The 25,997-nt window shown below is 67.8% G+C and carries 25 protein-coding genes; 13 read left to right on the top strand and 12 right to left on the bottom strand.

Features of this window, described 5'->3' with window-relative positions:
• Positions 1-47 precede the first annotated feature (47 nt).
• From VEB62_RS06980 to VEB62_RS06960, 5 genes are all read right to left on the bottom strand, one after another.
• The gene (locus VEB62_RS06980; RefSeq protein ID WP_324797269.1) at positions 48-1,010 is read right to left on the bottom strand and encodes a carbohydrate ABC transporter permease; all 963 of its coding nucleotides are present in this window, start codon (positions 1,008-1,010) and stop codon (positions 48-50) included.
• Positions 1,010-2,293: a sugar ABC transporter substrate-binding protein gene (locus tag VEB62_RS06975; protein WP_324797266.1), complete on the bottom strand. Its 1,284-nt coding sequence runs from the start codon at positions 2,291-2,293 to the stop codon at positions 1,010-1,012. The genes VEB62_RS06980 and VEB62_RS06975 overlap by 1 nt, the downstream gene beginning before the upstream one ends.
• Positions 2,290-3,729, bottom strand: coding sequence for a glucoamylase family protein (locus VEB62_RS06970; RefSeq protein WP_324797263.1), 1,440 nt, complete (start codon positions 3,727-3,729; stop codon positions 2,290-2,292). Before VEB62_RS06970 ends, VEB62_RS06975 begins: the two co-directional genes overlap by 4 nt.
• Before the next feature lie 89 nt (positions 3,730-3,818).
• Positions 3,819-6,896, bottom strand: a complete 3,078-nt coding sequence (locus tag VEB62_RS06965; RefSeq protein ID WP_324797260.1) for a TonB-dependent receptor — start codon at positions 6,894-6,896, stop codon at positions 3,819-3,821.
• Positions 6,896-7,969 carry a LacI family DNA-binding transcriptional regulator gene (locus tag VEB62_RS06960; protein ID WP_324797257.1) on the bottom strand — a complete coding sequence of 358 codons (1,074 nt, stop codon included), beginning with the start codon at positions 7,967-7,969 and terminating at the stop codon, positions 6,896-6,898. Before VEB62_RS06960 ends, VEB62_RS06965 begins: the two co-directional genes overlap by 1 nt.
• Positions 7,970-8,226: 257 nt before the next feature.
• On the opposite strand from VEB62_RS06960, the gene VEB62_RS06955 reads away from it, so the two are divergent.
• Together VEB62_RS06955 and VEB62_RS06950 are read left to right on the top strand one after the other, a co-directional pair.
• Positions 8,227-9,597, top strand: coding sequence for a GH1 family beta-glucosidase (locus VEB62_RS06955; RefSeq protein WP_324797255.1), 1,371 nt, complete (start codon positions 8,227-8,229; stop codon positions 9,595-9,597).
• Positions 9,594-9,995, top strand: a complete 402-nt coding sequence (locus VEB62_RS06950; RefSeq protein ID WP_324797252.1) for a GFA family protein — start codon at positions 9,594-9,596, stop codon at positions 9,993-9,995. The genes VEB62_RS06955 and VEB62_RS06950 overlap by 4 nt, the downstream gene beginning before the upstream one ends.
• 3 nt (positions 9,996-9,998) lie before the next feature.
• Here the strand turns inward: VEB62_RS06950 and VEB62_RS06945 are convergent, their stop codons facing one another.
• Positions 9,999-11,543 carry a carboxylesterase/lipase family protein gene (locus VEB62_RS06945; protein WP_324797249.1) on the bottom strand — a complete coding sequence of 515 codons (1,545 nt, stop codon included), beginning with the start codon at positions 11,541-11,543 and terminating at the stop codon, positions 9,999-10,001.
• On the opposite strand from VEB62_RS06945, the gene VEB62_RS06940 reads away from it, so the two are divergent.
• Together VEB62_RS06940 and VEB62_RS06935 are read left to right on the top strand one after the other, a co-directional pair.
• Entirely contained in the window at positions 11,536-11,940 is a 405-nt protein-coding gene (locus VEB62_RS06940; RefSeq protein ID WP_324797247.1) for a hypothetical protein, read from the top strand. The genes VEB62_RS06945 and VEB62_RS06940 overlap by 8 nt on opposite strands.
• Positions 11,937-12,314, top strand: a complete 378-nt coding sequence (locus VEB62_RS06935; RefSeq protein WP_324797244.1) for a response regulator — start codon at positions 11,937-11,939, stop codon at positions 12,312-12,314. Before VEB62_RS06940 ends, VEB62_RS06935 begins: the two co-directional genes overlap by 4 nt.
• A 2-nt stretch (positions 12,315-12,316) precedes the next feature.
• Here VEB62_RS06935 and VEB62_RS06930 read toward each other — a convergent pair whose 3' ends face one another.
• The 3 genes from VEB62_RS06930 to VEB62_RS06920 form a co-directional block, all read right to left on the bottom strand.
• Positions 12,317-13,900 (bottom strand): phytoene desaturase family protein, encoded by a 1,584-nt coding sequence (locus VEB62_RS06930; protein WP_324797241.1) that lies wholly within the window; start codon positions 13,898-13,900, stop codon positions 12,317-12,319.
• A 145-nt stretch (positions 13,901-14,045) separates the two neighbouring features.
• Complete coding sequence (locus tag VEB62_RS06925) at positions 14,046-14,960, bottom strand: DUF817 domain-containing protein (protein ID WP_324797239.1); 915 nt, start codon at positions 14,958-14,960, stop codon at positions 14,046-14,048.
• A 182-nt stretch (positions 14,961-15,142) separates the two neighbouring features.
• Positions 15,143-16,039: an AraC family transcriptional regulator gene (locus tag VEB62_RS06920; protein WP_324797235.1), complete on the bottom strand. Its 897-nt coding sequence runs from the start codon at positions 16,037-16,039 to the stop codon at positions 15,143-15,145.
• A gap of 153 nt (positions 16,040-16,192) precedes the next feature.
• On the opposite strand from VEB62_RS06920, the gene VEB62_RS06915 reads away from it, so the two are divergent.
• The gene (locus VEB62_RS06915; protein WP_324797232.1) at positions 16,193-17,080 is read left to right on the top strand and encodes an oxidoreductase; all 888 of its coding nucleotides are present in this window, start codon (positions 16,193-16,195) and stop codon (positions 17,078-17,080) included.
• Positions 17,081-17,084: 4 nt separating this feature from the next.
• Here VEB62_RS06915 and queF read toward each other — a convergent pair whose 3' ends face one another.
• Positions 17,085-17,546 carry a preQ(1) synthase gene (queF, locus tag VEB62_RS06910; protein WP_324797230.1) on the bottom strand — a complete coding sequence of 154 codons (462 nt, stop codon included), beginning with the start codon at positions 17,544-17,546 and terminating at the stop codon, positions 17,085-17,087.
• Positions 17,547-17,751: 205 nt separating this feature from the next.
• Here queF and VEB62_RS06905 point away from each other — a divergent pair, with 205 nt between their 5' ends.
• From VEB62_RS06905 to VEB62_RS06875, 7 genes are all read left to right on the top strand, one after another.
• Positions 17,752-18,678: an NAD(P)H-dependent flavin oxidoreductase gene (locus VEB62_RS06905; RefSeq protein ID WP_324797227.1), complete on the top strand. Its 927-nt coding sequence runs from the start codon at positions 17,752-17,754 to the stop codon at positions 18,676-18,678.
• A 29-nt stretch (positions 18,679-18,707) separates the two neighbouring features.
• Entirely contained in the window at positions 18,708-19,409 is a 702-nt protein-coding gene (locus VEB62_RS06900; RefSeq protein ID WP_324797225.1) for a TorF family putative porin, read from the top strand.
• Positions 19,410-19,446: 37 nt separating this feature from the next.
• Positions 19,447-19,656, top strand: coding sequence for a hypothetical protein (locus tag VEB62_RS06895; RefSeq protein ID WP_324797223.1), 210 nt, complete (start codon positions 19,447-19,449; stop codon positions 19,654-19,656).
• A gap of 163 nt (positions 19,657-19,819) precedes the next feature.
• Entirely contained in the window at positions 19,820-20,032 is a 213-nt protein-coding gene (locus VEB62_RS06890) for a cold-shock protein (RefSeq protein WP_055828888.1), read from the top strand.
• Between the two features lie 252 nt (positions 20,033-20,284).
• Positions 20,285-20,497, top strand: a complete 213-nt coding sequence (locus VEB62_RS06885) for a cold-shock protein (protein WP_168049007.1) — start codon at positions 20,285-20,287, stop codon at positions 20,495-20,497.
• 74 nt (positions 20,498-20,571) lie between these two features.
• Entirely contained in the window at positions 20,572-20,832 is a 261-nt protein-coding gene (locus VEB62_RS06880; RefSeq protein ID WP_324797215.1) for a hypothetical protein, read from the top strand.
• A gap of 83 nt (positions 20,833-20,915) precedes the next feature.
• Positions 20,916-21,431 (top strand): hypothetical protein, encoded by a 516-nt coding sequence (locus tag VEB62_RS06875; RefSeq protein WP_324797212.1) that lies wholly within the window; start codon positions 20,916-20,918, stop codon positions 21,429-21,431.
• Here VEB62_RS06875 and VEB62_RS06870 read toward each other — a convergent pair whose 3' ends face one another.
• Together VEB62_RS06870 and VEB62_RS06865 are read right to left on the bottom strand one after the other, a co-directional pair.
• The gene (locus VEB62_RS06870) at positions 21,432-22,595 is read right to left on the bottom strand and encodes a cystathionine gamma-synthase (RefSeq protein WP_324797209.1); all 1,164 of its coding nucleotides are present in this window, start codon (positions 22,593-22,595) and stop codon (positions 21,432-21,434) included. It abuts the gene before it with no gap.
• A gap of 4 nt (positions 22,596-22,599) precedes the next feature.
• Positions 22,600-24,003, bottom strand: coding sequence for a pyridoxal-phosphate dependent enzyme (locus tag VEB62_RS06865; RefSeq protein ID WP_324797207.1), 1,404 nt, complete (start codon positions 24,001-24,003; stop codon positions 22,600-22,602).
• 111 nt (positions 24,004-24,114) lie between these two features.
• Between VEB62_RS06865 and VEB62_RS06860 the strand changes: the two genes are divergently transcribed.
• On the top strand, positions 24,115-25,997 hold a 1,883-nt coding region (locus VEB62_RS06860; RefSeq protein ID WP_324797205.1), incomplete at its 3' end, for a ribonuclease R family protein.

The raw sequence follows: 25,997 nt of genomic DNA, 5'->3' as shown, positions 1-25,997 counted from the left end.
CCTCGGGTCAAGCCCGAGGATGACGGGGGCGGTGTGAGGGAAGCGGCTCATTCGTAGGCCCCCATCCGCTTCGCCACCGCCAGCTGCACCAGCGTCACCGCCAGGATGCAGACGAACAGGATGAAGGCCACGGCGCTGGCGGAGCCGAGGTTCCACCATTTGAAGCCCTCTTCGTACATGAAGTAGAGCACCGTCACGGTCGACTGCGCCGGCCCGCCCTGCGTCATCACATAGGGCTCGGCGAACAGCTGGAAGAAGCCCGCCACCGAGATGATCGAGACCAGCAGCAGGGTCGGGGCGATAGCCGGCAGGGTCACGTGCACGAACCGCTTCCACGGCCCGGCCCCGTCGATCCGCGCCGCCTCGTACAGGTCGTCCGGCACGGTCTGCAGAACGGCGAGGAAGATCAGCATGTTGTAGCCGAAAATCTTCCACACCACGAACATCAGGATGGCCGGGATCGAGGTCGACGGCTGGCCCAGCCAGTCGACCGGGGGCAGGCCGATGCTGGAGATGGCCCAGTTGATGACGCCGTAGCGGGTGTGCAGCAGGTAGTTCCACAGCACCGCCGTGGCCACCAGCGTCGTCACATAGGGGGCGAAGAACATCACCCGCCACAGCGGCCGCCACTTCACCACCCGCGCGTTGAGGATCACCGCCGCCGCCAGAGACGCCGCGATCGACAGCGGCACGCCCAGCACGGCGAACAGACCGGTGTTCTTCATCGCGCCCCAGAACAGCGGATTGGCGAACAGCCGCTCGTAGTTCTGCAGGCCGACGAAGCGGACGTTGCCCAGGTCGGCCAGCGCATAGATGTCGAAGTCGGTCAGGCTCAGCAGCAGGGCCGCGAACACCGGGATGGCGAAGAAGACGCCGATGGCGATCAGCGCCGGCGCCACGAAGCCCCAGGCGGCGCGCTCGCGGGCCCGTCCGGCGCGCCCGCCCGCCCTGCGCACCGGCGGGACGGCGGCGGTGTCGGCGACGGCGGTTCCGATGGGTTGAGCCGTCATCACGCCCTCCCCCGCTCGATCATCCACCGGCGCTTCTCCAGCAGCCGATCCGCGCGGCGGTCGATCTCGGCCCCGGCCGTCTCGGGCGTGTACTCGCCCCGCACCATCCGCTCGGCCACGATCTGCATCTCGGTGACGATCCGCTCCCACTCCGGCACCTTGGGCACCGCCCTGGCGCGCGCCAGTTGGCCCTTGAAGGCGGCGATGTAGGGATCACCGGCCACCGACGGCGTGGCCCAGGCGCTCTCGCGCGCCGGCAGGTCTCCGGTGATGACATTGAACCGCGCCTGCACCGCCGGATCGGACAGGTAGCGCACCAGCTTCCACGCCGCCTCCTGACGCGGAGACGAGCGATAGACCACCAGCGACGATCCGCCCGGCGCCGACGCCCCCGGCCCGTCCGGCCCCGGCACCCCCGAAGTCATCCAGCGGGTCTCCGGCTTCAGCCGGTTGCGGAACTCACCGATGGTCCACGGTCCCGAAAAATAGAAGCTGAACCAGCCCCGCTCGAACTCGGTCCAGACATTGGAGATCTGCGCCGCCGACGCCACCGGGGCCAGGCCCTCGTCGAACAGGCTCCTGTAGAAGGCCAGGGCCGCGATGAAGGACGGGCTGGAGAAATTGCCCCTCGTATCCTGATCCCTCAGCAGCGGCTCCTCGCCCTGCAGGCCGAAGGTCAGCAGCTGCTCGAACTCGTTGACCGGCAGCAGCACCGCATACTTGCCCTCGCCGGCCACCCGTTTGACCGCGTGCATGGCCTGCTTCCAGCCGGCCCAGGTCTGCGGCACGGCGTCGTAGCCCGCCTGCTGCAGCAGGTCGCTGCGATAGAACAGCAGTCGGGTGTCCACGTACCACGGGGTGGCCACCGGCTGCCCGTCGATGCGGTTGGTCTCCAGCACGGCCGGGAATTGGTCGGTCAGCAGATCGGAGGCGGACGCCGGCAGCGGTGAGATCGCGCCGATGGCCGCCATCTCCGCCACCCAGGTGTTGCCGACCTGGCTGAGGTCCGGCAACGACGAGCCGGCGTAGGCGGTCAGCAGCTTCTGGTGCGCGGCCGTCCACGGCAGGGCCTGCACATCGACCCTGATCCCCGGATTGAGCCGCTCGAACTCCGGCAGGATCTGCGGGACGTTGGTCGCCTCGTTGCCCATGGCCCAGAAGCGCAGGCGGGTGATCCCGTCCTCGCGTCGCCCGCAGCCGGCCAGACCCCACGCCGAACCCAAGGTCGCCGCCCCGGCCAGAAGGCCGAGCGCCGTCCGTCGATCCGGCCGCGGCTGGATCATGCGTTGTCCAGCCAGCCGCCCGTGAACCCGGCGCGCTTCAGGCCGCGCACGATGTTCGGCTCGCCGCGCGTCCGTCTCCACACCGCATCCGAGCGGTGGTTCTCGATCTGGATGACGATCGGCCCCTGGTCGATGCCCAGATAGTCGCCATCGACCCAGCCCACGCCCGGCACGAGCCGGCCGTGACGCAGGGTGCGTTGCGTCGCCGCCAGCGTCGGGTTGAACGAGTCGAGGAAGCCATACTCGGTGTAGATGCCGGCGCCATATTGGGCCTTCATGGCCTTCAGGCACGCCGTGACTTCGGCCGGGGCGAAGGGCATCGAGCCCAGCGCCGCCGTCGGCGCGATCGTCCCGTCGTCCCGGTCGCCCGGTCCGCGCGCCGAATAGCTGAAGAACTGCCGCTCACGCCCGTCGATGACCTGTTTGAAGTCGCCGGGTCCGTCACAGGCCGTCAGGCCCCAGACATCGGCCGAATACCCGGCCCAGCCCATCGGATTGTCGATGGCGTATTTGCGCTGCGCCTGCACCGCGCGGACGCTGTTCTGGAAGTAGTCGAAGCCGGGGATCTCCGCCTGCTTTCCGCGCATGAAGGCGTCGCGGATGCCGCGGAAGTCGATGAACATGTGGCTGTACTGGTGCCCGAACAGCGGCGGGAAATGCAGGTGCGCCGGGCCCCAGCGGTCGGTCCAGCTCTGGTCGTAGACCGAGCACCACTCGTCCCAGACCGACGCCGGAACCGGGTGCGTCGGACTGCCCATGGCCAGCAGCAGGACCAGCATGCCCTCGTTGTACACGTGCCAGTCGGCCTCGATGAAGCCGCTGGCCGGCCGCCAGCCCATCGAGATGCGGTTCGGCCGGACCACCGCCCAGTCCCACTCGACCCGCTCGTAGACAGCCTGCACCAGCCGGCGGATCTCGGCCTCGTCCGGATGATCGCCGTCGAACCATTGCGCGGCATAGAGCATGCCGCCGAGCAGCAGGGTGGTGTCCACGGTCGACAGTTCGGTGTCCGCGAACCGCAGACCGGTCTCCATGTCGAGGAAGTGGTAGAAGAAGCCCTTGTGGCCGGTCACGCCGGTTTCCTGGGGTCCCTGCGGGGCGTCATGGAAGAAGCGGGCGGTGATCAGGGTGCGCTCGCGCGCCTCTTCGCGGGTCATCCAGCCGCGCTCGACCCCGATCGGCCAGCAGGTCAGGGCGAAGCCGACGGCGGCGATCGAGGCGAAGGACTTCCTGGGCCAACGGTCGGGCGTCAGGCCGTTGGCGCGGTTGGTCGTGTCCGCGAACCAGCGGAAGGTCCGCTCCTGCAGTTCCTCGATGTCGGGGTCGATCCACACCGGCGGCGGATTCGGATGGTTTAGTCCGTGGGTGCACCCGGAAAGCCCCGGCGCGCCCGCCGCGACCGCCGTGGAACCCATCAGAAACTGGCGGCGATCCATGGGCTCCATCCTCAAACTCAAACGCGTACCCGTCAAAGAAATAGGCCGCCTCCCGCGCGAAGCGGGAGGCGGCCGCCAGGCTCAGGCGCCTAGAAGCTGTACCGCATCCCGAACTGGAACGTCCGGGTCGGGAACAACACGGCCGACGGGCGGCCGAAATTCGGATTCGGGTTCGCCGCCGATCCCGTTCCGCCGTCGAAGCCGGTGTAGTTGTTGTAGTTCATGATGTTGATGGCATCGACGAACAGCGACAGCTCCTGACCGCCGAAAACCTTGAAATTCTTGGTCAGGCGAAGGTCCAGGTTCCTGTAGGCGAAGGCGTCCGGGATGATGAAGTTGTGCTGCTCCGGACGACCAGCATACGGACGGAAATAGAACCGGGAGCCGGTGCCGTCGAACACGTTGAACGGCAAACCGGAGCCCAGCGTCAGGATGCCCGAAAGCTGGAAGTCATACGGCAGGTCCAGGATGCCGTTGGCGACGATCCGGTGCGTCTCGTCGTTCGCAGATGAGCGGACCGGCGACGCCTCGACTGAGAAGCAGTCGAAGCAGAAGTTGTCGTTGCCGCCGTTCTGAAGCGACTCTGACCAAGTGTAGGCAAGGTTGAAGCCCCAGCCCGAGTCCAACGTGTAGGGCTTGTCGGCCTTGAGATAGAGCGCCGTGAACTCCCGCTCCTTGTTGTGATCCGACACCAGATAGGAGCGGTACGGGTTGGCCGCGCCGGGCGAGCAGAAGCCGCCGTTGTCGCCGAATCCGTCGCCGTCGTTGCCGACCGTGGGTTCGCGGCAACGGTTCAGATACTGCCAGGTGAACTCGTTCTCGGTCTTGCCGTAGGCCAGTGTCACTTCGGTCTGCCAGTCGCCGAGGCGTTGGCGCACGCCGAGGTTGACCTGGTCAGTCCGCGGCGGTTCGAAGTCGTTCGCCAGCAGGAAGGCTTCGCCCTTTCCGGGGATGGTCGCCAGAACCGGATCAAGGCCCGCGGCGGTGCCGTACGAGGCCTGCCACAGGATCGGGTCGCCGGCTTCGCCCGGCAGATCGACGCCCGGACCGGGATCGCGATCCTGGCCGGCAGGCCGGCCGGTGGTGCTGAAGAAGGCGTTCTTGCGGACATCGGACGGCTTGACGAGCTCGTCATAGGAGAAGTTGAAGTTGACCCGGTCGTAGTACCTGCCGGCTCCGCCGAAGATCACCGTCCGACGGTCTCCGAACACGTCGAACGAGAAGCCGATCCGCGGTTGGAAAGCGCCCGCGAACGGGTCGCGGTTGTCTCCTGTAGAGATGTAGTCGTCCCTGTTGAACCAACTCGGCGCATAGCCCGCGGGCTTGCCCCCGTCGGTGGAGGCGATCCACTGGTCCAGCCCGGCCACGACGCTGGCCGGGGTGACGTAGTCGTTGTTGTTGGCGTTGGTCTCATAGTCCCAGCGGATACCGAGGTTCAGCTCCAGCTGGTCGGTGATCCGCCAGTCGTCCTGGACGTACAGACCGATAACGGTGTTATCGAGGTCGACATCGGGGAAAGCCTGGCCCAGTTCGACGCGGTACGGCACCGTAGTGCTACCGCTCAGCTCGGGCCGGCCGTCGACGTCGTAGTAGAAGTTCGGGTTGCGGCCGAACTGCTTGCTCACCTGATAGTTCTGGAACGACACCTTGGCGCCCAGCTTGATGGTGTGGAAGCCGCTCATCTCCCAGTCGTTGAAGGTGAGGTCGTCGCGTAAGGTGATGGCGTTGTCGTGAATGTCCTGGGTGCTGTCACGGCCGCCCAGATTGAGGATGGCCACACCGCCGAAGAAGTCGGGCTGGAAGCCCGGCAGGCCCGGATTGGTGTCATTCTCGAACAGGCGGTAGGTCGCACCGGCGTCGGTGAAGTTCGCCGCGCCCGGGTTGAAATTGTAGTCTCGATAGTCGACGGCGAAATCGTTCAGGAACGAGTCGGTCTGCCACTGATAGCGAATATTGCTCATCAGGGTCGTCTGCTGAAGGTCGTTGGCGCGCTCGAATGAGTTGGCGCCGCCAAAGTCCCGCAATTCGGATTCATCGCGGTAGGTGGCGCTCCATTCGATCAGATGGCCCTCGGCGGGCTGCCAGCTGAGCTTGCCGAACATCAGGTCTTCCTCGAACGGCGAGGCGAACGTGCCGATGTACTGGCCGAACTGGGCGACGAAGCGCGGGTCCTGACGGCCCAGGTTGACCACGCTGGCGCGGTTTTCCTGCTTGTGCTCGTAGGTGCCGAAGAAGTGCAGCGTGTCCTGGATGATTGGACCGCCGAGAGCGAAGCCGTACTGCTGGACCTCCAGCGGGACCTTGGCCTCGCCGCGGCTTTCGGCGAAGTCGTCCTGGGTGACGAAGTCCTGATCGCGGTAGACCCCGAAGATCTCGCCGTGGAACTCGTTCGTGCCCGAGCGGGTCACGGCGGTGATGATCGCCGACGAGGCCTGTTCGTACTCGGCCTTGAAATTCTGGCTGACGACACGGAATTCCTGGATGCCGGCCTGGGGGAACGGGTTCCCGCGACTGTCGTCCTGGCCGATGATGCCGCCGGCGATGACGTTGGACTTCAGGCTGGCGCCGTCGATGAAGGCGTTGACCGATTCCGCGCGCTGGCCGCCGGCGGTGATTTGCTGCTCCCTCTCATCGAGCCCTACCCGCACGCCGGGGGCCAGGGCGGCGAAGTTGAGGAAGTTGCGGTTGATCTGCGGCAGGCTGTTGATCTGCTGGGTCGTGACGTTGGTCGCGTTCTCAGGCGTGCGCACCTCGGCCAGGCGGCGGCCTGTGACGACCACGTCGCCCAAGTCTGTGGCGTCGGGATCGACAGCTGCGACAGCCCCGCCAACCGACAAATCCAGGTCGCCCACTTGGCCGACGCCGATCGTGACGGTGTCCGACACCGTTTCGCCCTCGGCGGTGGTCACGGTGATCTCATAGGTGCCGGGGCGCAGGCCAGACAGCACATAGCCGCCGTTCGCGTTGGCGGTGGCCCGGGTGGTGAAGCCCGAAGAGGTGTCGCGCGCCACGATCGCGGCGCCGGCCTCGGCGGCGCCGTTGTCTGTCACCGATCCGCGGATCGTCGATGTCGTGACCTGGGCCGAAACCCCGCCGGCGCACGCTAGCGAAACGGCCAAGGCGAGGGCGGAAGCCGCCCCCATGTAATGGATGGTCTTGCGGGTCATCAGGAATTCTCCCCCTTCAGAGATATCGTGTTGGTGCTGGCGTGAAGACGCCCGCCGGATGGTTGGGTTTGGGATGTCGCCGGGTTGCTTGACGGGCGGACGACCAGTTCGGGCCGTACGACCTCGCAGGCGGTGTCGGCGACGGCGGCGCCCGCTGCGTGTATGAGGCGGACGAGGCGCTCCAGCGCGCGTCGTCCGGTTTCCGCGATCTGGATTCTCAGAGTCGTCAGGCCCGGACGCATCAGGCCGGCGATCGGCACATCGTCGAACCCGACCATGGCCACGTCGTCCGGCACGGCCAGCCCGGCGTCCTGCAGGGCGAGCATGGCCCCGACCGCCATCATGTCATTGCCGGCGAAGATCGCGTCGGGGCGCTCGGCCCGCGCGGCCAGCTCGGCCCCGGCCCGATGGCCCGAGGCCTGGTCGAACGCGCCCTCGACGACCGTCGTCGGCAGGTTCGCCCGCGCCATGGCCTCCAGATAGCCGGCCAGCCGTGTCTCGGCCTCGAGGTTGCCGGTCGGACCGGAGATGTGCGCGATCCGGCGCCGCCCGGTGGCGATCAGGTGTTCGACGGCCTGGACCGCGCCGCCGTGGTTGTCGACGACGATCGAGGGACGTCCGGCCCCGTCGCCGCCATTCATCAGCAGGATCGGCAGCCGTCCGGCGAGGCTGGACGCCAGGTTGGCGGCGTCGAGATGCGGCGACAGCACGATCAGTCCGTCGACCCGTCCCCGCATCGAGCGGATGGCGGCCGAGGCCTCCTCCGCGTCGTCGTGCGAACTGGAGACGATCAGGTGATAGCCGAGCGCCCGCGCCGCCACGTCCATGCCGCGGATCAGTTCCGAGAAGAACTCGCCGTACAGGTCCGGCAGGATGACGCCGATCGTCTGGGTCTTGCTGGTCGACAGGCTGCGGGCGCCGGAGTGCGGCACGTACTGCAGGGCCTCGACCGCCTCCATGACCTTGTCGCGGGTGGCCTGGGTGACAGGCCCGGCGCCCGTCAGCACACGGGACACCGAGGCGACGGACACATCGGCCCGCTCGGCCACGTCACGGATCGTCGCGGCCTTCATGCCGCCTGATCCGCGCGGGTTTTCTGGTTGGCCCCAGCCGCCAAAGTCTTCCTCCCTGAACAATCCCCGATGCCGGCCCGCTTTGCACGGGTCCGTTCGACAATTTCCTGTAACCGTTTACATGACACACTAGCAATGTGGCCCGCAAGTGCCCTAGTTTGGTCACACGAAGGTTGTGCTCACGGCGCTACACGCGTACCCGCCGTTGCCCAATCCCGCTCGTTCCAGTTGATTTCACGCGCCCAAGAGCTTCACACATGACCACAGCAAACACCGTCAAATATCTGTTTCCAGACGGTTTCCTGTGGGGCGCGGCCACGGCCGCCTATCAGATCGAAGGCTCGTCCATGGCCGACGGCGCGGGCGCCTCGATCTGGGACCGGTTCAGCCACACACCGGGCAATATGAAGGACGGCGACACCGGCGACGTGGCCTGCGACCACTACAATCGGTGGCGCGACGACATCCAGCTGATGAAGCGGCTGAACCTCCAGGCCTACCGATTCTCGGTCAGCTGGAGCCGGGTCATGCCGGAGGGTCGCGGGGCCATCAATCCCAAGGGGCTCGACTTCTACGACAAGCTGGTCGACGGCCTTCTGGAAGCCGGGATCGAGCCGCTCTGCACCCTCTATCACTGGGACCTGCCCGCCGCCCTCGACGACCGCGGCGGCTGGCTCAATCCCGACATCGCCGACTGGTTCGCCGACTATGGCCAGGTCCTGTTCGAGAAGTTCAAGGGCCGGGTGAAGACCTGGGGCACCATCAACGAGCCCTGGGTCATCGTCGACGGCGGCTATCTGCACGGCGCCCTCGCCCCCGGTCACCGCTCGGCCTTCGAGGCCATGATCGCCGGCCATAACGTCCTGCGCGCCCACGGCGCCGCCGTGAAACGCTTCCGCGAGGTCGGCGAAGGCCAGATCGGCATCGTCCTCAACATCGAGCCGAAATACCCCGCCTCCGACAAGCCGGAGGACGAGGCGGCCCGCCGCCGCGCCGAGGCCCAGATGAACCGCTGGTTCCTCGACCCCCTGATGGGCCGCGGCTATCCGGAAGAACTGAAAGACGTCTACGGCGAGGCGTACCGCGAGTTCCCGCAAGAGGACTTCGACCTGATCGCCCAGCCGACCGACTGGATGGGGCTGAACTGGTACACCCGCTCCGTGCCCGAGAACGCCCCCGACGCCTGGCCGACCCGCTCGCGCCCGGTCAAACAGGTCCAGCACGCCCACACCGAAACCGGCTGGGAGGTCTATCCTCCCGCCCTCACCGACACCCTGGTCTGGCTGCACGAGCAGACCGGCGGCAAGCTGCCGTTGATGGTCACCGAGAACGGCTCGGCCTGGTACGACCCGCCCCACGCCATCGACGGGCGCATCCACGATCCGATGCGGGTCGAGTACCTGAAGACCCATCTCAAGGCCCTGCACGACGCCATCGGCAAGGGCGTCGACGTGCGCGGCTACATGGCCTGGTCGCTGCTCGACAATCTCGAATGGTCGCTGGGCTATTCGAAACGCTTCGGCATCACCCATGTGAACTTTCAGACGCAGGAGCGCACCATCAAGGATTCAGGGCTGCTCTATGCCGAGGTCATCAAGACCCACGGCGCGGTTCTGGACGCCTTGTGACCGCGCGGCGCGAGGCAGCTTGCCGGTGCGGCGGCTTCACAGCCGTCTGCGAAGGTCAGCCCGATCGCGTCGCCGCCTGCCATTGCCTTGAATGCCAACGCCGGACCGGCAGCATCCTGTCCGTCCAGGCGTGGTTCCCGAGCGACCACCTTACGGTCTCGGGCCCCTGCCGCGCATGGACCCGCGTATCCGCCACCGGCCGGACCATCACCTATCGCTTCTGTCCGACCTGCGGATCGACCGTGCTGATCGACCACGCCGGCTTGCCGGGCCTGATCGGCGTGACCGTGGGCGCCTTCGCCGATCCGACCTTCCCGGCCCCCGTCGCGTCCCTCTGGGAGCAGCGTCGCCATGCCTGGGCGGTCATCTGCGGCGACGATATCGAGCACACGGACTGAGCGTCAGCGTATCCGCTCGTAGTACGCCTCGATCACGTCCAGCCGCTCCGCGAACGGAACCGCCTTCGCCACCGGCCCATCGTTGGTGAACTCCAGCAGCCGGTCAGGCTCGGCCCGGAACTCCGGCCAGCCCGGCCGCCCGGCCCCGTTCGGATCGCCCTTCGCGGCGAACGTCGTCCAGTAGCCGGCCATCGCATCCGCCGCCCGCTGATCCATCTCCGCCGTCGGCCACGGCGAGGCGGCCAGATTGTCGAAGACGTACTGCCGCTCGGACGCATGGGTCGCCCCCGCGTGCGGCTCCGGCATCGCCGCCGAGACCACGTCGAACCGATACAGATAGGTCGGATGGCCGTTGCGGGCATGCAGCCGCGCCAGATGGCGAGCCGGTTCGTTGAACACCAGGTCGCTGAGCACGAACTGGTCATAGCCCCCCTGCCCGCCATAGGCCGCCAGGAACGCCGCCCGCTCCTCCGGCGTCATCGGGTCGTCGATCGCGCCATAGGGGCTCAGGTCCGACGGCTTCATCCACCAGAACTCGGCGCTGTTGGCGCCGATGATCAGGGGCACGGGCGCCTCGCGGCCGGCGGCGAAGGCGGGCTCGACATCCCCCTCGACAAGACCGCCGCCGTCGTAGCCGTCAATGACCAGCAGATCGCCGCCGTAGAAGCTCGGCGCCGGCCTCAGCAGCCGCTCCGCCGGAAGCGCCCGCAACTGCTCCACGGTGGCGTCTTCCGGCAGCCCCGCCGCGACGGCGAAGGCGCGACCGCGTTGCTCGAGCGAAGGCGATCCCTCCACGCTACGGAAGGTGGGTGTTCCCTGATCGCGCCCGAGGCCCGACTGCACCACCGCCCGATGGAACAGTCCCCGGGCCGGCTCAGAGATCATCAGCCGCGTCACCAGTGCGCCTCCGGCCGACTCCCCGAAGATGGTGACATTGCCCGGATCGCCTCCAAAGGCGGCGGCGTTATCCCGCACCCATTCCAGCGCGGCGATCACGTCCGCGAACCCGTAGTTCCCGACCAGATCCTCGCCCCCGGCCTCCGCCGTCAGCGCCGGATGACCGAAGAACCCCAGCCGGCCCAGCCGGTAGTTGATCGTCACCACCACCACGCCGCGCTTCGCCAGGTTGCTCCCGTCGTACAGCGCCGCCGTGCCCGAGCCGTTGTTCAGCCCGCCGCCATGGATCCAGACCATCACCGGCAGCGGCCCCTCGCGGTCCGCCGGCGCCCAGACGTTCAGCGTCAGGCAGTCCTCGCTCATCGGCAGAGGCCCGACGCCATTGTCGCCGTTGGCCGGCGGCTGGATGCAGATCGCGCCGACCTGCCCCGCGTCCCGTTCGCCGCCCCACGGCTCCGCCGGCTGAGGCGCCCGCCAGCGGAGGTCGCCGACCGGAGGCCGCGCATAGGGCACGCCCTTGAAGCTGCGTACGCCGTTCGCCTCGCCGCCGACCAGCACGCCCTGCCCGACGGTCGCCCGTGGCGCGGGATCCGCGGGAGCTGCCGGTGAGATCATCAGAACCGCCGCCGCCAGAAAGGAAACCATGGACATGGCGCAAACTAGCGGCGCCCGCGCCTCCCGTTCAAACGGCAAAACGCACACCGCGCGCGCCGCGTGTGAAACCGATCTCGGCTCAGAACGTTGGAACGACCGGGACGGGGGGACAGGATTGAAAAAACGGGCGGAATCGGGGAGCACCGCAGTCGATCAGGTGAGCGCGCACGACGCCTCGCCCATTTCCCGTGCGCCGGCAGCCCCTGACCGGGCCGGACTGGCCGTCACCCACGGCCCCCGCGTTGCGATCGGCGGGCAGCCCTTGCAGCAAGGCGCCGGGCCGATCGAACGCAATATACGCCATGATCTGGTCGGGAAGGTCGAACCCGACTACGCACACGATGGATTTATCGCGACATTCTCGAGTCCACAGAACTGGGAGCAGGCCACATGAGTCAGGCGTTTGCAGGCCGCCGCGTGCTGATCGTCGAGGATGAATCCCTTGTCGCCATGCTGCTGGAGACCATCATGGAAGACATGGGCTGCACCCCGGTCGGCCCGGCCTCCACGGTCGACGAAGGCCTCCGGATCGTCACCGACGGCGAGCCTCTCGACGCCGCGCTGCTGGACGTCAACGTCGCCGGCCGTCAGGTCTTCCCGGTGGCCCAGGCGCTGAAGGATCGCGGCGTGCCGTTCGTCTTTTCGACCGGCTACGGCGAGGGCGGCCTGCCCGACGAATGGCGCGGCCATCCGACGCTGCAAAAGCCCTTCACGGAGAGCGCCGTCCGCGACGCCCTCGTCGCCGCCATGGGCCTGGCGGACGTCTGAGTCTACCGACCCAGGTCCTTCAGCACCGCCCGCGCCGCATTGTGTCCCGGCGCGCCGGTCACCCCGCCGCCGGGGTGCGCGCCCGAGCCGCACAGATACAGCCCCGGAACCGGCATCCGGTGGTCGGCGTGGCCCAGAACCGGCCGCGCGCTGAACAGCTGGTCCAGCGTCAGCCGTCCATGGAAGATGTCGCCGCCGACGAGGCCGAAGCGCCGCTCCAGATCGCGCGGCCCCAGCGCCAGCCGACCCAGCACCGACGCCTTGAACCCGGGGGCGTGGGCGTCGACGGTCTCGATCATCAGGTCCGCCACCGTCTCGCGGTGCTCGTCGCCCAGCATCGGATCGACATGCTGGCAAAACAGGCTCGCAACATGTTGTCCGGGCGGCGCCAGGCTGTCGTCCAGCGTCGAGGGGATCAGCATTTCGACGATCGGCTGCGACGACCAGCCGTTCAGCCGCGCCTCCGCATGGGCGCGGTCCATGTAGGCCAGCGTCGGGGCGATGATGATCCCCGCCGTCAGGTGATCCCCCTGCCCCGGCAAGGCCGTGAAGTCCGGCAGCTCCGACAGCGCCACATTCATCCGGAAGGTGCCCGACCCCGACTGGTAATTCCCGATCCGCTCGCGGAAGTCCGCCGGAACCACGGCGTCATCCACAAACCGCTCGAACAGCAGTCGTGGATGCAGGTTGGACACCACCGCCCGCGCCCGCACCACGTCTCCCGCCTCGGTCAACGCCCCCACGGCCCGGCCGGTCTCCGTCAGCACCTCGGCCACCGCCGTGTCCAGCCGCACCTCGACGCCCAGTTCGGCGCAGGCTTTCGCCATGGCCTGGGTGATCGCCCCCATGCCGCCCAGGGCGTGGCCCCAGACGCCCTTGCGCCCGTTTACCTCGCCGAAGACGTGGTGCAGCAGCACATAGGCCGAGCCCGGCGTGTACGGGCTGGCGTAGTTCCCCACCACGCTGTCGAAGCCGAACAGCGCCTTGATCGGGTCGCTCCCGAACCAGCCGTCCAGCCAGTCGCCCGCCGACTTGGCGAACAGGTCCAGCAGGTCGCGCCGCCCCTGTACGTCGAGCCCCGCCGCCTGCCGCCCCAGCCCCCCGGCCTTGAGCAGTTCCGGCAGCATGGCCATCCAGCCGCCCTCCACCATGTTCGGCGGCGCCTTCAGGATCCAGTCGCGCAGCACGCCCGCCACGACCTCCAGCCGCCGCTCGTACTCCGGCAGTCGCTCCGCATCCTTCGCGGAAAACTTCGCCACCTCCCCCTGCGTCCGCCCCTCGCCGGCCAGCAGATAGCGGCCGTCGTCGAATGGCAGGAAGTTGGAGACCTTGCGCTCGACCACGGTCAGACCGTGCCGGGCCAGATCCATGTCCGCGATGACCTTCGGGTTGAGCAGGCTGACCGTGTAGCTGGCCGTCGAGTTACGGAAGCCCGGATGGAACTCCTCCGTCACCGCCGCCCCGCCGACCATATGCCGCCGCTCCAGCACCGTCACCTTCAGCCCGGCCCGCGCCAGATAGAAGGCGCAGACGAGCCCGTTATGCCCCCCGCCGAGGATGACGACGTCGGTTGTGGTGGTGGTCATGCGGCCTCCCGTGCCTCCCCCTCTAAGCTATCGCGTGTGCAAGCCAAGATTCCTTCTCCCCTACGGGGGAGAAGGTGGCTCGCGGAGCGAGACGGATGAGGGGGATGCCTGACACAGCCGGGCCGTCAGCCGGCCCGGAGCCGCCCTACCCCTCATCCGGTCGGCTCCGCCGCCCACCTTCTCCCCCAAGGGGAGAAGGAACCGCGCCGCCCTCCGCCTCTGGCCGATGCACGATCGACACCAGCACGACCGAGATGATCATCAGCAGGAACCAGCTCCCCAGTTTCTCCACCCCGACCATCTCCCACCCGTCCGCCTGCCCCGGATAGGCCCAGGCCCGACCGAAGGTGGCCAGGTTCTCGGCCAGCCAGATGAACAGCGCCACGAGGAAGAAGCCCAGCAGCAGCGGCATCCGCCGCCTTACCCGGTCCGCCGTGAAATAGAACCAGCCCGACCCGAACAGCGCCGCCGTCGCCACGAACAACGCGATCCGCACGTCCGGCAGCCAGTGATGGGCGAAGAAGTTGACGTAGATCGCCGCCGCCAGCGCCCACGTCGTCCACAGCGGCGGATACCGCTTCACCCGGATATGGAAGATGCGCTGCACCCGCGCGATATAGCTGCCCACCGCCGCGTACATGAAGCCTGAGAAGAGCGGCACCATGCCGATCCTCAGCACGCTGTCCTCCGGATAGAGCCACGAGCCGTGCGCCGTCTTGAACAGCTCCATCACCGTCCCGGCGACGTGGAACAGAAAGATGACCCGCGCCTCCTCCCAGCTCTCCAGCTTCAGAGCCAGCATCGCCGCCTGGATGGCCAGCGCACCCACCACCAGAAAGTCGTAGCGCGACACGGGCGCCGCATCCGGCCACAGCAGATGCGTCCCCACGATCAGCGCCAGCATCGCCCCGCCGAACAGACAGGCCCACCCCTGCTTGAAGCCGAACATCAGGAACTCGAACCCGTACCGGCTCCACGCCCGCCCGTCCGACCAGAGTTGCAGCCGCTCCAGCCAGCGACGGCCCCATAACTCGAGCGGCAGGCGACGCGGTTCAGTCATCGTGGCCTGGCACGCCTTCCGGGCGGAGGGGATCGACAGGCATCATTGGCATGCGGCGCCCACGGGTTGCCCGACTGCCGGGCGGAAAGCCCGGGTCTCTGGATATCCCGGGGTAGGGTACGCGGCGGGCCGCCGCCATGAGCCAAAGATGAGCAATTGCTGAGGCCCGTTCCGCGCCGCCTTCACACGGCGATCGCATGATCCGGCGACGCCCGCCAATGCTCCAGGTCCCGCCCCGGCGGACGCCCGAACAGACGGCTGTATTCGCGGCTGAACTGCGACGGGCTGTCGTAGCCGACCTCGAACCCGACCCCCGCCACGTCGCGGCCCTGACTGAGAAGACGGGTTCGCGCCTCCTGAAGCCGCACCATCTTCTGGAACTGCAACGGGCTCATCGCCGTGACGGCCCTGAAATGGCGGTGCAGCGAGGTCTCGCTCATCCCGGCCAGCGCCGCGAGCGCCTCGATCCGCATCGGTTCGGCATAGTGGTCGCGGATCCAGCGGATCGCGCGGGTGATCTGGGCCAGCCGCCCGTTGGCCATGCCGATCTGACGCACCATGGCGCCGCGTTCCCCGCTCATCAGACGCCACACGATCTCGCGGTGAACCATCGGGCCCAGCACGACGGCGTCGTCGGGCCGTTCGAGCAACCGCGCCAACCGGGTCACCGCGTCGAGCAAATCCTCGTCCATGGCGCTGGCGGCCAGGCCCAGAGTCGGAACCCCGTCCGCCGGGGTCCGGTCCGTCTCGATCAGCAGTTCGGCGATCACGGCCGGGTCGAGCGGCACGGCCAGCGCCAGATAGGGCGCCTCCGTCACCTGACCCGCCACCGGCAGGTCGGCCGACACCACCAGATACTCCCCCGCGCGGTAAGGATAGGTCTGGCCGGCGAGGGTCGTGATCTTGGCGCCTTCCAGGATCACGCACAGCATCGGCTCATAGACGACGGCCTGCGCCTTGGTGACCGTACTGCTGGCGATCAGTTGCAGGCCCGGAGGCACCAGCGGGCCGACCCCCTCATGAGGATCGTTCCCCAGCCAGCGCCGCACAATGGCGGCGAGTTCGTGCAATCCGTTCATTGGACCACTCAAGGCTCTCCGGGCTTATGGCGCAAGCCGCCGACCGCCGAAACCATCCCGTCTGGCAGGATCGTGCATGACATTGGCGCGATCGGTCTACGCGGGAACGGTCGCCCGGGCGCATCAACGGCCTCCACCGCACAGGAGGCTCCCATGTCCGCCAACTCCCCCAGAACCTGGTTCATCACCGGCGCCAGCCGCGGCCTCGGCGCCGCCATCGTCCGCGCCGTGCTCGACAACGGCGACCGCGTCGTCGCCACCGCCCGCCGCCGCGAGGTCCTCGTCGAAACCTTCGGTGACGACAGCGACCGCCTGCTGTCCCTCGCCCTCGACGTCGCCGACGCCGGGCAGGTCGCAGCCGCCGTCGAGACCGCCCTCGCCCGCTTCGGCGCCATCGACGTTCTGGTCAACAACGCCGGCTACGGCCACCTCGCCATCTTCGAGGAATCGACCCCGGCCGACATCCAGGCCCAGTTCGACACCAACCTCTTCGGCCTGATGCAGGTCACGCGCGCCGTGCTGCCCTCGATGCGCGCCCGGCGCGCCGGACGCATCTTCAACATCTCGTCGGTCGGCGGCCTTGTCGGCGGCGAGAGCGGGACGCTCTACTGCACCTCCAAATTCGCCGTCGAGGGCTTCTCGGAGTCGCTGGCGGCCGAGGTGGCCCGCTTCGGGATCCACGTGACCGTGGTCGAGCCCGGATTCTTCCGCACGGACTTCCTCGAGCCGACTTCGGTCCGCTACGGCAGCCATCCGATCCCCGACTACGCCGAGGTCGCGACGGCCCTGAAGTCGTTCTACGACGCCCGCAGCCGCAACCAGGCCGGCGATCCGGAGAAGCTGGGCCAGGCTCTGCTCACCCTGGCCGACCACCCGAACCCGCCGGTCCGCTGGGCAGCGGGCAGTGACGCGGTCGGCATGATCCAGGGCAAGATCGACCGGCTCCAGGCCGATCTCGACGCGTGGCGGGAGCTGTCGCTGTCGACCGACGGTGAATTCGAGTTCGCGCCCGAACCGGACGCCGTGACGGCGTGGCGCTAGGGCCTCAGCCTCGCCCGCGATAGGTCGGCACGCCCTGGTCGGGCAACCACAGCCCTTCCGGGGCCGGGCCGGTCTGCCAGAACACGTCGATCGGGATGCCGCCGCGCGGATACCAGTAGCCGCCGATGCGCAGCCACTTCGGCGCCAGCAGGTCGGCCAGCCGCTTGCCGATGGCCACGGTGCAGTCCTCGTGGAAGGCGCCGTGGTTGCGGAAACTGGTCAGGTACAGTTTCAGGCTCTTGGACTCGACCAGCCAGTCCCCCGGCGCATAGTCGATGACGATGTGGGCGAAATCCGGCTGGCCCGTCACCGGGCACAGGCTGGTGAACTCCGGCGCCGTGAACCGGGTCAGGTACATGGTGTCCGCATGCGGATTGGGCACCCGCTCCAGCTCGGCGGTCTCCGGGCTGGTCGGCGCGGCGGTCATATGGCCCAGCTGGTGCAGGCCGGAGGTGTCGGTGGTCATGATCGCGATTTAGCGGTTCGCGGCGGCAGCGTCATCCGCCGATGTGAAAGCATCCATGCTGGAGTCCTGCCCCGCTTCTGTCCCCCCCTGTCCCCATCCTGTCTCCACGCCGGGGACAAACAGGCCGGGGACAAATCGGCGCCGCCATTTGCCTTCCCCGGCGACACCCCGCTATCCGTAGTCAAAGACAACTCGGGGAAACGCCATGGCCATTCCGGCATCGCTGAAAAACGGGCTCAAGCTGCCGGTGATCGCCGCGCCGATGTTCCTCGTCTCCGGGCCGGATCTCGTCGTCGAGTGCTGCAACGCCGGCGTCATCGGGACCTTCCCGTCGCTGAACCAGCGCACCACCGAGGGCTATCGGGAATGGCTGCACGAGATTAAGGCGCGGCTGACCCCTGACGCCGCCGCCTTCGGCGTCAACCACATCGTCCACCCGACCAATCCGCGCCTGATGTCCGACATGATGGTGTCGGTCGAGGAGAAGGTGCCGCTGATCATCACGTCCCTCGGCGCCGTGCGCGACGTGGTCGACGCGGTGCACGGCTACGGCGGCGTGGTCTTTCACGACATCGCCAACGTCCGCCACGCCCGCAAGGCGGCCCAGGCGGGCGTCGACGGCCTGATCCTGGTGGCCAACGGCGCCGGCGGCCACGCCGGCGTGGTCAATCCCTTCGCCCTGGTCGACGAGGTCCGGTCGTTCTTCGACGGGACCATCATCCTGTCGGGCTGCCTGTCGACCGGCTCCGACGTCGCCGCCGCGACGATGATGGGGGCCGACTTCGCCTACATGGGCACCCGCTTCATCGCCACGGCGGAAAGCGAGGCCCAGCCTCACTACAAGGAGATGATCGTCGAGGCCGGCTCGGCCGACATCACCTACACCCCGGCGGTGTCGGGCATCCCGGCCAACTTCCTGACCCCGTCGCTGATCGAGAACGGCATCGACCCGAAAAGCCTGCCCGAGCACAAGCTCGACATGGGCGAGGAGGCGCGGGCGTGGAAGACGGTCTGGTCGGCCGGTCAGGGCGCGGGCGCGATCCACGACATCCTGCCGGCGGCCCAGCTGGTTCGTCGGTTGAAGGACGAATATTCGCAGGCCTGTGACAAATTCGACAAGAAGCGCCTCTAGATCGGCCCCCGTTCAAACAAGGCCGCTCCATGATCCGCACCCTGACGACCGCCGCCGTCGCGACCGCCCTGCTGGCCTGCGCCGGCGCCGCCGCGGCGCAGGACTCCGCCCCCGCCGGCTCCTGGTCGTTCGCGGTCGGCGCCGCCACCGACAACCGCTCCAAGGACGTCTCCAAGTCGGACGGCGACCCCTTCGTCTGGGGCGAGGCGGAATGGGAGAGCGCGTCCGGCTTCTTCTACGCGGGGCCCTCGATCGAGACGATCAGGTCGTCGACCGGATCGGAGCTGGAGGTCGCGCTCAACGCCGGCGTCCGGCCCGAGTTCGCCGGCTTCGACTTCGACCTGAAGGTCGAGCACAAGTGGCACGTCGACGCCAATCCGGGCGCGGACGACGACGCCTGGGAATTCACGGCCGACATGAAGCGCTCGATCGGCCCGGCCAAGGGCCGCCTGCGTGTGCAGTATTCGCCGGACAGCACGGGCTCCACCGAGGCCTGGACCTGGACCGAGGCCCAGATCGGCTGGGACTTCACCGACAAACTGTCCGGCTCCGCCGCCATCGGCCGCCGCGAGCAGGACAACAGCGTCGACTATACGGGCTACAACGTGGGGGTCTCATACGCCCTGACCCGCAGCCTCGAGGCCGAGCTGCGCTGGTACGGTACGGACGCGGACGTTCCCGGCGAACAATACGCCGATAGTCTGGTCGCGGGCGTCAGCTTCGCCTTCTGAGGCTCGCAATCCGCGCCCGTCATGCCTACCTAGGAGCATGACTCACAGACCCACCACGCTCGAACGCGCCTATGAACTCGCCCGCGAGGGCCGCTGCCGCACCGTCAGCGACATCAAGCAAGCCCTTTCGTCCGAGGGCTTCGACCGCATCCAGGACTCGCTGTACGGCCCGACCCTGAGCGCCGCCCTGCGCAAACTCTGCCAGGAACACTACGTCGCGCCGGCGGAGGACGAGACCGCCAGTTGAGCGGTCGCCTTGCTTTCGCCGCCGGGATACGGCACAAATGCCTCGTCGATCTCTCTGCGAAACGCCACCCTCTGCTTTCGCACTGAGGTCTAGCCGCTCCTTTCAGACCCGACAGGCTCCAGGGGCTCTTCCCTGAAGCGAACTGCTAACGGAGGTCCTGAAAATGGCTACCGGCACTGTAAAATGGTTCAACAGCACCAAGGGCTACGGCTTCATCCAGCCTGACGACGGCGGCAAGGACGTTTTCGTCCACATCTCGGCCGTCGAACAGGCGGGCCTGCGCGGCCTCGATGAAAACCAGAAGGTTTCCTACGAAATCGAGCGCGACAAGCGTTCGGGCAAGGAATCCGCTGGTCAGCTGAAGACCGAGGGCTGATTTCACGCGCCGGCCTCCGGCGCATGATTTCGAACGGCGGCGAGGGCGAAGGCCTTCGCCGCCGTTTTGCTATCTGACCGGCGCCGCTTGCTATTGCCCCCCAAAGCGCCCACCTAGGGCTTCGTCGATCTCTCTGCGAAACGCTGCTGCCCCTTTGCATCGCGCACCGAGGTCCAAAGCCGATCCCATTCAGACCCGACAGGCCGACCCGGAACCTCTTCCGGCGGTCAACTGCTAGCGGAGGTCCTGAAAATGGCTACCGGCACTGTGAAATGGTACAACTCCACCAAGGGCTATGGCTTCATCGCCCCCGATGACGGCGGCAAGGACGTGTTCGTCCACGCCTCGGCCGTTGAAGTCTCGGACCTGGGTTCGCTCAACGAAAACCAGAAGGTTTCCTACGAGATCGAGCGCGACTCGCGTTCGGGCAAGGAATCGGCCGGTCGCCTGAAGGCCGCCGAATAGTTTCCGACTGACGGGAGGGCCGGCCGCCGATCACGGCGCCGGCCCGACCACCGTACCCTTCCCTGGAGACTGTAATGACCCCGCTTGCCGACATGATTCCCGCCATGAGCGATACTGACCTCAAGGCCCTGCGCGCCAACGCCGCCCGCCTGTCGGAATCCGGCTCCGCGGTCCAGATGAACACCGCCGCCGAGATCCTTCCCCTGATCGACGCCGAGACCGCCCGCCGCGCCGCCGCCCCGTCCTCGACGGTCAAGAAGCCTCGCGCGCCCGCCAAGAAGAAGGTCGTCCCCGCGACCGGCCACCAGACCGCCCTGCCCAGCAAGGCGGCCTGAGTCCACTTCCCTTCGCCCCTTCCCCTTGCGAGGATCGCCGCTGAAGACGCGAGCGCGTCGCTGGCGATTTGTGGCTGAAGATGATGCTGACGACATTGGCGATGCTGGCGGCAGCCGCCTTCTCCGAACCCGATCCTCTGGCGCCGGGCCGTAGCGGCCAGGTCCAGTGCTACGGGCCGGACGTCGAGCAGAAGACCTGCGAGTCCATCGGGTCCTATCGGTTCGAACCGGATGGCCGGATCATCAACAAGGCCGAGAATGTCATCGGCGGCAGCCCGCGGATCGTTGTGATCGCGGAGGGCGAAGTCTACGTCCGGGACGACGCCGAGTGTGCGTCGGAGTCCGTTACACCGGAACATATCCTGTCTGTCGAGGTCGACGGCGAGCCGCTGACCGGCGCCGGTCTGGACGCGGTTCGCGAGCAGATCGCGACCGGCATGAACGAGGTGGTTGGGGATGGCGAATACTGCTCGACCTACCATCCCAAGCCAGACGGCTCCTTGGTCGCCCTCGTGACCGTAGCCGGGCAGCCCCGCCCCGACTTCACCTCGACCGTCCTCTGGGTGCGCCGCGAGGACGGGTGGCGGCTCCAGCCCTGATCAGCCCAGCGCCTGATCCAGGTCCGCGATCAAATCCTCGACCTCCTCCACACCCACCGACAGCCGGATCAGGCTGTCCGTCACCCCGCCCGCCTCGCGCAGCTCCTTCGGCACCGAGGCGTGGGTCATGATGGCCGGGTGGTTGACCAGGCTCTCCACCCCGCCCAGCGACTCCGCCAGGGTGAACACCTGCACCCGCTCCAGCACCTGTCTGGTGCGCGCCAGATCGCCGTCGACGATGGCCGTGACCATGCCGCCGAACCTGCCGTTCATCTGGCTCGCCGCCAGCTCGTGCTGCGGATGGCTGATCAGGCCGGGATAGATCACCTTCGCGATCCCCTTGCGCTCCTCCAGCCAGCGGGCCACCGCCAGGGCGTTCTCATTGTGCGCCTTCATGCGCAGGCCCAGCGTCTTCAGCCCGCGGTTGGCGAGGAAGGCGTCGAACGGCCCCATCACCCCGCCGACCGAGTTCTGCAGAAACTTGATCTCCTTCGCCAGCTCCGGGTCCGCCGTCACCAGCGCCCCGCCGATGATGTCCGAATGGCCGTTCAGATATTTGGTCGCCGAATGCATGACCACGTCCGCGCCCAGCTTGAGCGGCTGCTGGCTCCACGGCGTAGCGAAGGTGTTGTCGACCATCAGCAGCAGGCCGCGTGCCTTCGCGATCTTCGCCAGGCCGGCGATATCGGCCAGCTTCATCAACGGATTGGTCGGGGTCTCGGCCCAGATCATCTTCGTCTTCGGCGTGATCGCCGCCTCGACGGCCGGCAGATCGCTCAGGTCGACATAGCTGAAATCCAGCCCCGCCGACCGCCGCCGCACCCGCTCGAACAGCCGCCACGAGCCGCCGTACAGGTCGTCGCCGGTGACGATGTGCGAGCCCGCGTCCAGCAGCTCCAGCGCCGTGGAGGTCGCCGCCATGCCGCTGGCGAAGCCGAAGCCGTGCGTGCCGCCCTCGAGGTCGGCCAGACAGGCCTCGAACGCCTCTCGCGTCGGGTTCTTGCCCCGGGCGTATTCATAGCCCTTGTTCACCCCCGGGCTTTCCTGGGCGTAGGTCGAGGTGGCGTAGATCGGCGTCATCACCGCCCCCGTGGTCGGGTCGGGCCGCTGGCCGGCGTGGATGGCGCGGGTCGAGAAACCCTGGCTGTTCTTGATCGTGCTCACGCGGTCACCGGTTCAGGCTGAGATGGTTGATCAGGTCGCTCCGGGTGATCAGCCCCACGAATTTCTCCCCGTCCAGCACGATGGCCACCCGGTCGCGGTCGAACAGCGGGATCAGGGCGTCCAGCGGCTCGCCCACCTGCACCGTGTCCAGATCGCGCGTCATCACCGAGCCGACCGGCTTCCTGAACCGCTCCTGGCGGGTGATCTCGTCGGTGTTCATCACATGGACGATGTCGCTCTCGTCGACGATGCCGACCAGCCGCCCGTCCTTGATCACCGGCAACTGCGAGACGTCGGCCCCCTTCATGCGCTTGAAGGCGGTGTCGAGCGTGTCCTCCGGTCCGATGACCACCACGTCGCCGGCCTCGTACTTGCGGGAGATCAGGTCCGACAGGTCGCCGTGCATCGGCTGGTCACCCAGACCCTGATCGGCCAGCCAGGCGTCGTTGTAGACCTTGGACAGGTATTTGGCCCCCGTGTCGCAGACGAGGGTGACCACCCGCTTCGGCGCCGTCTGCGCGCGGCACCAGCGCAGGGCCGCTGCGATCAGCGTTCCCGACGACGATCCCGCCAGCACGCCTTCCTTCAGCAGCAGTTCGCGGATCGTGGCGATCGCCTCGGCGTCGGGGATCGAATAGGCGCAGTCGACCAGGGTGATGTCAGCGGTGTCCGGCACGAAATTCTGCCCGATCCCCTCGACAGTGTAGCTGCCCTCCGGCCCTGGCACGCCCTCGTTGACGATGCCGGCCAGCGTCGAGCCGACCGGATCGGCGAGGATGATCTTCGCGTCCGAGCCGACGCTCTTCAGGAACCGCGCCGTGCCGGTGATCGTCCCGCCCGAGCCGATGCCGGCGACGAAGGCGTCGATGTCGTGCTCCATCTGCTCCCAGATTTCCGGACCGGTGGTCTTGAAATGGGCCTCGGAGTTGGCGTCGTTGGCGAACTGGTTGACGTAGAAACCGCCCGGGATCTGCTGCGCCAGCCGCTCGGCCATGTCGGTGTAATATTCCGGATGCCCATGCGGCACGTCCGAACGCGTAAGGCGAACATCCGCGCCCATCGCTCTGAGATGCTGGATTTTTTCCTTGGACATCTTGTCCGGAATGACCAGCAGCACCTTATAGCCCTTGGCCTGCCCCACCAGGGTCAGCGCCAGTCCCGTATTGCCGGCCGTCGCCTCGACGATGGTGCCGCCGGGCTTCAGGAACCCCTCCCGCTCCGCCGCCGCGATCATCGACAGGGCGATGCGGTCCTTGACCGATCCGCCGGGGTTCTGGGACTCCAGCTTCAGGAACAGCCGGCACGGGCCGGTGTCCATCCGCGTCACCTCCACCATGGGCGTCTTGCCGATCAGGTCCAGCAGCGAACCGGTGGGACCGGTCAGGACCGGGGTGGGCGCGAGCGACATTCAAACAACTCCGGGGGGTTCGCGCCGGAAGCTAGGCCCCGCCCCCCTTCACGACAAGACGCGCAAAATTTCGCCTCCGAACAGGCCAGAAGCGCGTTATCAAGGATTCCAATGACAAAATCTCCCCGCCGGCCCGCCGCCGGCCTGCCCGACAAAGACACCCTCCTCGCCTTCCTCCGCGAAGCCGGATCGGCCGAGAAGACCGACATCGCCCGCCACTTCGGCCTGAAGGGCGGCGACCGCCGCGCCCTGCGCGAAATGATCCGCGAGCTCGAGGCCGAGGGCAAACTCGGCAAGCGCGGCCGCAAGGGCTTCTCCGAAGCCGGAGCCCTCCCCCCCGTCGGCGTCGCCGACGTGGTCGAGCGCGACGTCGACGGCGAGCTCTACGTGCGGCTCGTCGAGGCCTCGCCCGACGCCCCCCGCGCCATACTCGTGGCCGACAACGACCGGCCCGGATCCGCGCCCGGCCTCGGCGACCGCGTACTGGCCAAATTCGCCCGCGGCGCCGACGGCTGGGAAGCCCGGCTGATCAAGAAGCTCGACACCGAGACCAATCGCGTCCTCGGCGTCATCCGCAAGTCCAACAAGGAGATCCGGGTCGAACCCGTCGACCGCCGCTCGAAGGACGTGCTGCTGGTCCCCCACGCCCAGGGCGCCGACCTGCGCGACGGCGACCTCGTGCTGGCCGCCATCGAGCGGGGCGAGCAGCGCTACGGACCCAAACGCGGCAAGATTCTCGAGACCATCGGCCGCGAGGACGACCCTCGCGCCGCCTCCCTGATCGCCATCGCCGCCCACAACGTCCCCATGGGTTTCTCCGAGGCCGTCCAGAAGGAGGCCCAGGACCAGGAGCTGCCATCGCTGAAGGGCCGCGAGGACCTGCGCGACCTGCCGCTGATCACCATCGACCCCGCCGACGCCCGCGACCACGACGACGCCGTCTTCGCCCAGCGCGACGACAATCCGAAGAACGAGGGCGGCTGGATCGTCTGGGTGGCCATCGCCGACGTCGCCGCCTACGTCCGGCCGGGCACGGCCCTCGATCGCGAAGCCCGCGAGAAGGGTAATTCCACCTACTTCCCGGACCGGGTCGAGCCGATGCTGCCCGAGGTCCTGTCCAATGGCCTGTGCAGCCTCAAGCACGGCGAGAACCGCGCCTGCCTCGCCGTCCGCATGGTCTTCGACAAGGACGGCCGCAAAACGGGGCACAAGTTCCTGCGCGGCCTGATGCGCTCGCACGCCAGCCTCAGCTACGAGCAGGCCCAGGCCGCCATCGACGGCGTCGAGGCCGGCGGCGGGGCCGACGAGGTCACCGGTCCGACCATGGACGCGATCCTCTACCCGCTGTGGAACGCCTACCGGGCCATGCTCAAGGGCCGCATCAAGCGCAGCCCGCTCGCCATCGAGAGCCTCGAGCGCAAGGTGCTGATGGACCCCGGCGGCGGCATCGGCACGATCGAGCCGCGCAAGTCGCTGGAGGCGCATCGCCTGATCGAGGAGATGATGATCCAGGCCAACGTCTGCGCCGCCGAGACGCTGGAGCAGAAGCGCATCCCCCTGCTCTACCGGGTCCACGACGCGCCCAGCCAGGAGAAGCTGTTCAACCTCGGCGACTTCCTGCAGACCATCGGCAGGCCGTGGAACAAGGGTGAGCCGGCCACGACGAAGCGGTTCAACAAGCTGCTCGACGAGACCCGGGACGGTCCCCACGCCGAGGTCGTCAACGAGGTGGTCCTGCGCACCCAGATGCAGGCCTTCTACAGCCCCGAAAACGTCGGCCACTTCGGCCTCAACCTTGACCGCTACGCCCACTTCACCTCGCCGATCCGGCGCTACTCCGACCTGATCGTCCACCGCGGCCTGATCCGCGGCCTCGGCCTCGGCAAGGACGGGCTGACCGACCGCGAGATCGCCGAACTGCCGACCATCGCCGAACAGGTGACCATGACCGAGCGCCGCTCCATGGCCGCCGAGCGCGCCGCCATGGACCGCTA

Source organism: Brevundimonas sp., from assembly GCF_035626975.1.
In the GTDB taxonomy this organism is placed as follows: Bacteria; Pseudomonadota; Alphaproteobacteria; order Caulobacterales; family Caulobacteraceae; genus Brevundimonas.
The sequence above is the reverse complement of the archived record's forward strand: the minus strand, read 5'-3'. Positions and strand labels throughout refer to the sequence as shown.